This is a genomic window from Flavobacterium sp. (assembly GCF_039916025.1).
GTDB lineage: Bacteria > Bacteroidota > Bacteroidia > Flavobacteriales > Flavobacteriaceae > Flavobacterium.
In genome coordinates, this window is the sequence record NZ_JBDSMB010000161.1 from 1 (window position 1) to 9158 (window position 9158).

Annotated in this window: 8 protein-coding genes; 6 read left to right on the forward strand and 2 right to left on the reverse strand. The window is 36.4% G+C overall.

The window, feature by feature from the left end; genetic code table 11:
- The 3 genes from ABIQ27_RS12505 to ABIQ27_RS12515 all read left to right on the forward strand — a co-directional run.
- On the forward strand, window positions 1-3776 hold a 3776-nt coding region (locus ABIQ27_RS12505), incomplete at its 5' end, for a T9SS type B sorting domain-containing protein (RefSeq protein WP_348034240.1).
- Window positions 3777-3814: 38 nt separating this feature from the next.
- On the forward strand, window positions 3815-5089 hold the full coding sequence (locus ABIQ27_RS12510; protein WP_348034247.1) for a sterol desaturase family protein: 1275 nt from the start codon (window positions 3815-3817) through the stop codon (window positions 5087-5089).
- A complete protein-coding gene (locus ABIQ27_RS12515; RefSeq protein WP_348034241.1) occupies window positions 5079-5753 on the forward strand; it encodes a lysoplasmalogenase in 675 nt (224 codons plus the stop codon). Before ABIQ27_RS12510 ends, ABIQ27_RS12515 begins: the two co-directional genes overlap by 11 nt.
- Before the next feature lie 27 nt (window positions 5754-5780).
- Here the strand turns inward: ABIQ27_RS12515 and ABIQ27_RS12520 are convergent, their stop codons facing one another.
- The gene (locus ABIQ27_RS12520; RefSeq protein WP_348034242.1) at window positions 5781-6194 is read right to left on the reverse strand and encodes a DUF6691 family protein; all 414 of its coding nucleotides are present in this window, start codon (window positions 6192-6194) and stop codon (window positions 5781-5783) included.
- A gap of 3 nt (window positions 6195-6197) precedes the next feature.
- Window positions 6198-6755: a YeeE/YedE thiosulfate transporter family protein gene (locus ABIQ27_RS12525; protein ID WP_348034243.1), complete on the reverse strand. Its 558-nt coding sequence runs from the start codon at window positions 6753-6755 to the stop codon at window positions 6198-6200.
- Between the two features lie 135 nt (window positions 6756-6890).
- Here ABIQ27_RS12525 and ABIQ27_RS12530 point away from each other — a divergent pair, with 135 nt between their 5' ends.
- The 3 genes from ABIQ27_RS12530 to ABIQ27_RS12540 all read left to right on the forward strand — a co-directional run bounded on the left by ABIQ27_RS12530 (window position 6891) and on the right by ABIQ27_RS12540 (window position 9104).
- Complete coding sequence (locus tag ABIQ27_RS12530; RefSeq protein WP_348034248.1) at window positions 6891-7340, forward strand: 2-dehydro-3-deoxyphosphooctonate aldolase; 450 nt, start codon at window positions 6891-6893, stop codon at window positions 7338-7340.
- A 66-nt stretch (window positions 7341-7406) separates the two neighbouring features.
- On the forward strand, window positions 7407-8225 hold the full coding sequence (gene kdsA, locus ABIQ27_RS12535; protein WP_348034245.1) for a 3-deoxy-8-phosphooctulonate synthase: 819 nt from the start codon (window positions 7407-7409) through the stop codon (window positions 8223-8225).
- 15 nt (window positions 8226-8240) lie between these two features.
- Entirely contained in the window at window positions 8241-9104 is an 864-nt protein-coding gene (locus tag ABIQ27_RS12540; RefSeq protein ID WP_348034246.1) for a hypothetical protein, read from the forward strand.
- The last annotated feature ends 54 nt before the right edge of the window (window positions 9105-9158 follow it).

The following is a 9158-nucleotide window of genomic DNA, read 5'->3' on the forward strand; positions in this document are numbered from 1 at the left end:
GAGTATATTCCTCAACTGCGGGGCTGACTATTAATCCTGTAACCGGAGACATTACGCCAAGTACAAGTACTCCAAACACTTATACTGTTTCCTATACCATCGCTGCCACTGGAGCCTGTCCTGCCGTTGTAGCCACAACCATAGTGATGATTAGACCTATGGCAAATCCAACATTCACGGCAGTGACTCCGATTTGCTCAGGTGAAATTCTTAGTCCTTTGCCAACTATTTCTAACAATGGTATTACAGGAACATGGTCACCAGCTTTAAATAATACGGCGACTACAACTTATACTTTTACACCTACTGCAGGGCTATGTGCATCAACAAGTACGCTAATTATAACTGTATACTCATTACCTCTAATAAACTCCGTAAGCCCTTTATACTATTGTGATCCAAATAATGATGGCTTCGGTAATTTTGATTTAACTCAGGTAACTCCAACAATCACGGGTGGAAATCCATATCCGGTAAGTTTTCACGAAACCTTAACAGATGCTCAAATTAACGGAACCACTATTCCAAATCCTTCCAATTATTTTAATATTCACATAGACAATCAAACTATTTATATCCGTGTAGAATCAACCGAATCTTCCAGTTGTTATAAAATTTTGACTTTAGAATTAATTGTAAATCCAACTCCGGAAGCTACCGAGCCGGGTGATTATCATGTTTGCGATACTGATAATGATGGTTTTGCCAGTTTCAATTTAACTACAGTTTCTCCTCAGGTGTTTGGTTCCATAAATCAATCGACACATTCTATTGGCTATTACACTAGTCTGGCTAACGCTCAGTCGCAAACAAATCCGATAAGCAATCTTACCAACTTCATTAATCAAACTATAAACACCCAAACTATTTGGATTAGAGTGACCAATAATGTAACCGGTTGTTATGATATTGTGACATTACAATTGTTTGTCGATCCATTGCCGTTGGCGACTCAACCAAGTTACCCACCTTATACTTTATGTGATATTCATGCTCCTTTAGCTTATGAAGAATTTGATTTAGGCTCAAAAATCACAGCTATATTATTGGGACAAAACGGAATGAATGTTACCTTTCATTTCAGTCAGGCTGATGCTTTAGCAGATATAAATCCGTTGCCACTTTTATACACTAATGTTGTTCCTTATGTTCAAACCTTATGGATTAGAGTGGAAAATGCAATCACAGGTTGTTATGTTTTATCAACTATGGATATTCGGGTTGAACCTTTGCCAAGCCCAATTCCTCAAAGTGAACCTTATACTATTTGTGATGGCAATCAGGATGGATTTGGAACTTTTGATTTGGATACTTTAACGACTGACATATTGCAGGGTGCTAATTACACCATTACGTATCATGAAACTATTGAAGATGCTCAATTAGGAAATAATCCGTTGGCTAGTCCTTATGATAATATAACTCCGTTTGCTCAATTTATTTACGCTTCAGCTGTTGATAATTTGACTGGCTGCAGAAGTGTTATTCCGATTGAATTGAATGTGAATCCACAGCCCATAACTCCGTTTACAGTACCGAATTTAATACAGTGTGATGAAGATAGTAATCCGCAAAATCTATCAATGGTATTTGATCTAACACAGAATGATTCGGCCGTATTAGCTATTCAGCCTTTACCAGCATCAAATTATACGGTTACTTATTATATTTCTCAAGCGGATGCCAATGTAGGTATTGCTCCTATTATTCCGTCGACTCATTATGTCGGAGCAAATCATGAAATCATTTGGGTTAGAGTTGAAAATAATAATTCAGAATGTTATTCAATTGGTTCATTCGAATTATTAATTAATCCACCTTTAGCATTAACAACACCAATGCCATTAAGCATCTGTGACGATGATGCCATTCCGAATAATCTGCATACTGAATTTGATTTAACAGTGAAAAACAGTGAAATAACTCAGGGACAGCCTAACATGACCGTGACATTTTACCCAAGTTATCCTGTGACTTCATCGAGTGTTGCAATTCCGAATCCGACAACATATACGAATGTGCTGCCTGCGGTTCAGACATTAGGTGTTATGGTTACCAACGCTCAAGGCTGTAGAAGCTATACTTCATTAGACATACGGGTATTGCCAATTCCAACACCAAGAACAACCGGAATCAGACCGTTGCCCGCACAATGCGATATAAACAATACCGGAGATATGCTTGAAACTTTTAATTTGACATTAAATGCTTATTTTATAATAAATGGAGATACAACATTGACTTTGCATTATTATCCAACACAAGCTGATGCTTTGTATGAAACCAACGAAATACTAAATCCTACTGCCGCTTTGGTTGGTCAAAATGTATGGATTAGAGTTGAAAATAACAGAGTTGATTATCTTGGCAATCATTGCTTTGTTTTGGTTGAACAACCACTTACCGTAAATCCGTTACCAACAATTATTCAACCTTTAACGGTTCAAAATTGTGATGATGATACCGATGGACAAGCGCCATTTGATTTGACTTCGACAACTGTTAGTTTGCTGGGAAGCACACAATTGCCTGCCGATTTCACAATTACTTATTATACAACTGCCTCTAACGCACAAGCTGCAACAAATGCGATTCCGAATCCAACAAGTTTTACCAATACAACTAATCCACAAATTATTTATATAAGAGTTTTAAATAATGCTACCGGTTGTGTGAATTATAATGGTCAATTTACGCTTGTTGTCAATCCGAAACCAACCGCTATATCACCTGCTGATTTCGAAACTTGTGATGATGACGGAACTAATGATGGCTTCTTTACATTAGATTTAAATACTTATATCAATGGAATTATTGGTTCTCAAACCGGAGTGACAACTACTTTTTACAACACACAACTCGATGCTGCTAATGGAACAAATGCTATTACCGATTTAGTAAATTATCCGTCCTATACGCATACCGTTTGGGTTAGGGTTGAAGATGTAATTACGGGTTGTTATCAGTTAGTTCCTTTTGACATTACGGTTGAACCGTTGCCTGAGCCTGTTATTGCTTCTCCAGTAAATACCATTTGTGTTGACTTTGCTACAAATGTATTGTTAAGCGGCTTGACTTTGGATAGCGGAATTACAAGTCCAAATTACACTTTTACCTGGTCATTGGGAGGAACAATCATCCCAGGCGCTACAGGTTCAGCTTATACCATTAATACTGTTGCTCCGGGAGATTATACAGTTATTGTTACAAGTACAAGTTCACTGGCTTGTGTATCCGATGTTTCTAATCCGTTTACCGTAATTCAATCTGGTCCGGCGCAGTTTTCAGAACCGCCTTTTACTATCAGTAATGCTTTTGATGACAATCAAATTATAACCGTAAATGTGGTTGGATTTGGTGTTTATGAATATAGTCTGGATGATGGTCCGTTCCAAAGCAGTAACATTTTTGAGCATGCTTCATTGGGAGAACATACCATTACCGTTCGGGATGTAAAAGGAAATACCAGTTGCGGTGAAATAGCTATTGATGGAGTTCAGGCTATCGATTATCCTCATTATTTTACACCAAATGGCGATGGTATTCACGACACCTGGAATGTTATTGGTTTGGAAGATCAGCCCTACGCCAGACTTTACATTTTTGATCGTTATGGTAAACTCCTGAAACAATTGAGTACTGATGGTCCGGGTTGGGACGGAACTTTTAATGGGTACATGCTTCCATCAACTGACTATTGGTTCAAAGTAGAATACCTGGATCAAACCAAGACCAGATGGAAAGAATTTAAATCCCACTTCACGCTGAAAAGATAATGGCGGAATAGTTATATTTGAAAAACAAATTCATTGCCATGGAACAATACGGGAAAATTTTATTGATTGCTATGCCTTTTTTTCTTTCACTAATTATCATTGAAAGAATATATGGCTATTTCAAAGGCGTCAATCATGCACCAATGATGGATAGCATCTCGAGTATCAGTTCCGGAATGACCAATGCGGTGAAAGATGCTTTGGGTTTGAGTATTGCAATTATTTCCTATGAATTGATGGTTAATCATTTGGCACTTATTCATATTGAAGCTACAATTCTAACATACATAATCGCCTTTTTTGTAATCGATTTTTATGGTTATTGGGGTCATCGTTGGGCACACCAAATCAATTTTTTTTGGAACAAACACGCCATTCATCACAGCAGCGAAGAATTTAATTTGGCTTGTGCTTTACGCCAGCCAATTTCCAGTTTTGTCAATCTGTTTACTTTCCTGCTCTTGCCTGCTGCTATTCTCGGAGTTCCATCTACAGTGATTGCAATACTTTTGCCGATACATTTGTTTTTACAATTTTGGTATCATACCCGCTACATTGACAAACTTGGTTTTCTCGAAAAATTTATGGTTACGCCTTCGCATCACAGAGTGCATCATGCTATCAATCCGGAATACATGGATAGAAATCATGGGCAAATATTCATCTTTTGGGACAAATGGTTTGGCACTTTTCAGGAAGAATTAGATGATATTCCTCCGGTTTACGGAATCACGCGACCAGCGAATACCTGGAATCCAATAAAAATAAATTTTCAGCATATGTGGCTTTTGATAAAAGATGCCTATCGTGCCGAAAACTGGAAAGATAAATTCTCGATTTGGTTTAAGCCAACAGGCTGGCGGCCAAAAGATTTTGACGAAAAATATCCAATTGATAAAATCAACGACGTCTATAGTTTTGACAAATATGGCAACCAACATTCGCAGCTTTTGATGTATTGGTCGTTGGTGCAATTGTTCACGACTTTGGGATTGATAAGCTATCTTTTTGGAAACATTGGAACAATCGGATTGCCTAATATATTTGTCTATGGATTATTCGTTTTTCTAACAGTTTACAGCTATACGGAATTGATGGACACACGGAAATTTTCTGTTTTTTGGGAAGGATTGCGATTCATTTTTTCAATTGGAATTATTTATTTCTATGGTGATTGGTTCGGAATCTCAACGCTGCTGTCTTTTTCAAATGGGTTGCTCATCGCCTATTTCTCATTATCATTATTGGCGAGTTGCTATTTTGTTTTCGTCGAATTCAGAAATACTCAAAACAAACTTTCTTATGATAACTAGCCAAAGGTTACTTTATGTTTATACCGTTTTTGCAGCGATATATTCAGTTTTATTACTTCAGGGAGTTGATACGCTGACATGGTATTTAAAACCATTTTTACTGCCATTCCTCTTTTATGCTGTTGTGAAAAGTGATGCTTTTGAATCAAAAAAATGGTTGCTTTTTGCTTTGTTTTTTTCGTGGATTGGTGATTGCATTTTGATGTTTGCCGACAAAGGTGAATTGTATTTTATCTTTGGATTAGTAGCTTTTCTGGCAGCACATATTTTACTTATTGTGCTTTTTGCCAAACAAAAGTCAGATAACAAAAGCTTTAAAAAGCCTTTATTTTGGGTTGGTTTTGTCTGCGCTACTGTTTATTTGGCTGGAATACTTTCGATATTATTGCCAAGTCTGGGTGATTTGAGTTTTCCCGTAACCGGATATGCATTAACCATTACAATAATGCTGAAAATGGCTTTAAAAGGAACTTTCGACTGGAAAGGAAATTCGAAATATTTGGTATTAGCAGGCGCTGTATTTTTTGTGGCTTCTGACAGTATTCTTGCTATCAATAAGTTTCATACGCCAATTGCATCTGCCTCCTATTCGATAATGATAACCTATCTGATTGCGCAGTTTTATATCACCAGCGGCATATTGGAATTGAATCAAAAAAAATAGCGCTTCTTTTGAAACGCTATTACTATTTTAATGTGGTAATTTATCTTTAAAAACACCATAAAGAAAAGTTCCGAGAAGCGCTCCAATCAATATCAATCCGACGCTCATAAAGCCTGCGCCAAGCATTATGAAAATTGGTCCCGGACAAGCACCAACCATTGCCCAGCCTAATCCAAAAAGAATTCCGCCAATCCAATACCGTGCGTTTCCTTTTTCTTTCTCCTGAATATAAATGGGATTTCCATCAATGTCTTTGATGTTTTTTCTTTTGATGATTTGAACGCCAATAACTCCAACAGCAATTGCTGTCATGATAATGCCATACATATGAAACGACTGAAACTGGAACATTTCATAAATTCGGTACCAGGAAACCGCTTCTGCTTTGGTTAAAACGATACCAAAGAAAAACCCAACGAGTAAATATTTTATAAATTTCATAGCTTAAAAAAGTAAGGGTAAAATATAATGCGACATAATCAGGCCTCCGATAAAAAAACCAATAACTGCTTTCAAAGATGGCAACTGCAAATTACTCATTCCGGCAATGGCATGACCCGAAGTACAACCACCGGCATATCGGGAACCAAAACCGATTAATAATCCACCAACGAGTAAAATACTAATCATTTTTGGCGAGTGAAATATTTGGTTTCCAAATAATGCATCCGGTAATAATTTCCCGTTTGGAGCATCAATTCCCATGGCGGATAATTGTTCAATAGTCTTTGGATTCAAATCGACATTCGAAACATCGCTCAAAAAATGAACCGCTACATAACCGCCAATCATTGCACCAATGACAACGGCTAAATTCCAGCGTTGTGATTTCCAATCCCAATCAAAGAATGTCACTTTTTTTCCAACACCAGTCATAGAACACAACGAACGCAGATTGGATGACATTCCGAAAACTTTTCCAAAATAATTAAGAAGCAGCATTACTACGGCTATCAGAAAACCTGCAACTGACCAATGCCAAGTGTGAGTTAAAAATTCCATACAGTATATTTTTTACAAAAATAGAAATTCATTTGAACTGGCCCGATAAACTATTCTTTAAATTACGTATTTTTGATATGCATTCTTTTTTGCATGATAATTGTAAAAGGAAGTGAAAATTTATTTATCATGAAAATCAAGCCTTTTTTAGTTGCGCTTCTAATCGCAATAACAACTTCATCATGCGTTAGTACAAAATCTACTTTAAAAAATGTAGATGACAATGCTCCAATTCCAACATTAACTGCAGACAACACTTTTGTTTTGACAGAATACAGCAAAGACAAGAAGTATGGTTATGATGCAGATTATCCAATTAATGTTTTTTACAAAAACACCAAAGATGAAATTCTAAATGCGGAGCGTTTCCTGAATGCATTGGCAGGGCCAAAAGGCGAAAAAATAACGTTTTCCAAAGTCGAAAGTTGCTGTCCGTTTCCAACGAAAAGAACAGAAATCGGAGCAGGTTTTCTCGATATCTATGAACTGAAATGGGAAGGGCAAACCGAACCCGTAAAATTATATGTAAACATTTATGAGAAAGGATATTTGCTTGTTCCTTTAGGTCTCACTATCAAAAAATAAGTTAACATATTTCCTGTAAGAAATATTCAAATTATGCTTATATTAGCGCTTTAAAAATAAATTTTTATGAATCTAAATTCCATTCCACAAATCAAAAACATTGATAGTGGAAATTTCTTTGTTCTTGCTGGTCCATGTGCTATTGAAGGTGAAGAAATGGCTATGAGAATAGCCGAAAAACTAGTTGCAATTACAGACAAATTACAAATACCATACGTTTTCAAGGGTTCTTTTAAAAAAGCCAATCGCTCAAGAATAGATAGCTTTTCGGGAATCGGTGATGAAAAAGCCTTAAAAATACTTCGTAAAGTTTCTGAAACTTTTCATGTTCCAACGGTTACCGACATTCATACTAACGAAGATGCTGTTATGGCTGCTGAATATGTTGATGTGTTACAGATTCCTGCTTTTTTGGTTCGTCAGACTGATTTGGTAGTAGCTGCGGCAAATACCGGAAAAGTGGTTAATCTAAAAAAAGGACAATTCATGAGTCCGGAAAGCATGAAACATGCGGTTCAAAAAGTATTGGACTGCCATAATGAAAGTGTAATGGTTACCGATAGAGGAAGCATGTTTGGCTATCAGGATATGATTGTTGATTTCCGTGGTATTCCAACAATGCAACACTATGCAACAACCGTTTTGGATGTTACACATTCATTACAACAGCCAAATCAAACAGCTGGCGTAACCGGTGGAAGACCAGATATGATAGAAACCATTGCCAAAGCCGGAATTGCTGTCGGCGTTGATGGAATCTTTATCGAAACACATTTTGATCCGGCACACGCTAAAAGTGATGGTGCTAATATGTTGCATTTAGACTATTTTGAAGGTCTAATGACCCGTTTAGTAGCTATCAGAAAAACAATAAATCAATTTTAATTTACATTACACATTTTGAAAAAAATATTATTCTTTTCATTCATAACTTCTTTTGCCATAACCCAAGTTGTTTCTGCTCAGGAAAAAAAAGCTGATTCTGGTAAATTTACCGCACACAACAAAGGAAAATACATTGTTGCCTTTGGTGGTAACAGAGATGGTTTTACTAAATCTGATATTCATTTTAAAGGAGACAACTTTAACTTTACAGTGTCTGACGCTGAAGCTCATGACAAACCAAAAGGCTGGCAGGTTGATTATATAAATCCAACCAGGTTTACAATTCCACAAACCAATATGAAATTTGGTTATTTTATCAGTGACCATTATGCTGTAGTATTAAATATTGATCACATGAAATATATTTTTGCTCAGAATCAAACGGCAAATGTAACTGGTACTATAGACTTGCCTGATTCAGATCCCGGTTCTGTTCATAATGGGACATATAATAATACTCCTGTAGATTTTACAGATGGAACGTTTCTTAAATTTGAGCACACCAATGGCTTGAATTATGTTCATCCTGAAATATCGCGGTTTGATGACCTTTCAAAAATATTCGGAATACGAAACACCGACAAATTTCAATTAAATATTACGGAAGGCGTTGGAGCAGGTTTTCTATATCCCAGAACAGATGCCACGGTATTAGGAGAAAGAAGACATGATGAATTCCATATTGCAGGATACGGAGTATCCGCAAAAGCAGGACTAAACTTTACATTTTTTAAATATTTCTTTATTCAAACCGAAATAAAAGGAGGCTATATAAATATGCCGGATATTGAAATATCATATGACACAAGTGAAAAAGCTTCGCAACATTTTTTGTTTTTTGAGAGTATTATTTACTTCGGCGGAGTTTTCAAAATATAATTTTTTTATCAAATCCTTGACCTAAACCAACCATTATGAAAAAAATTACCTTAT

What these genes read in the sequence shown, in the direction of transcription:
- kdsA (WP_348034245.1), top strand. Translation starts at nt 7,407, where the DNA reads ATGAATCTAAATTCCATTCCACAAATCAAAAACATTGATAGTGGAAAT.
- ABIQ27_RS12520 (WP_348034242.1), bottom strand. Translation starts at nt 6,194, where the DNA reads ATGAAATTTATAAAATATTTACTCGTTGGGTTTTTCTTTGGTATCGTT.
- ABIQ27_RS12510 (WP_348034247.1), top strand. Translation starts at nt 3,815, where the DNA reads ATGGAACAATACGGGAAAATTTTATTGATTGCTATGCCTTTTTTTCTT.
- ABIQ27_RS12525 (WP_348034243.1), bottom strand. Translation starts at nt 6,755, where the DNA reads ATGGAATTTTTAACTCACACTTGGCATTGGTCAGTTGCAGGTTTTCTG.
- ABIQ27_RS12515 (WP_348034241.1), top strand. Translation starts at nt 5,079, where the DNA reads ATGATAACTAGCCAAAGGTTACTTTATGTTTATACCGTTTTTGCAGCG.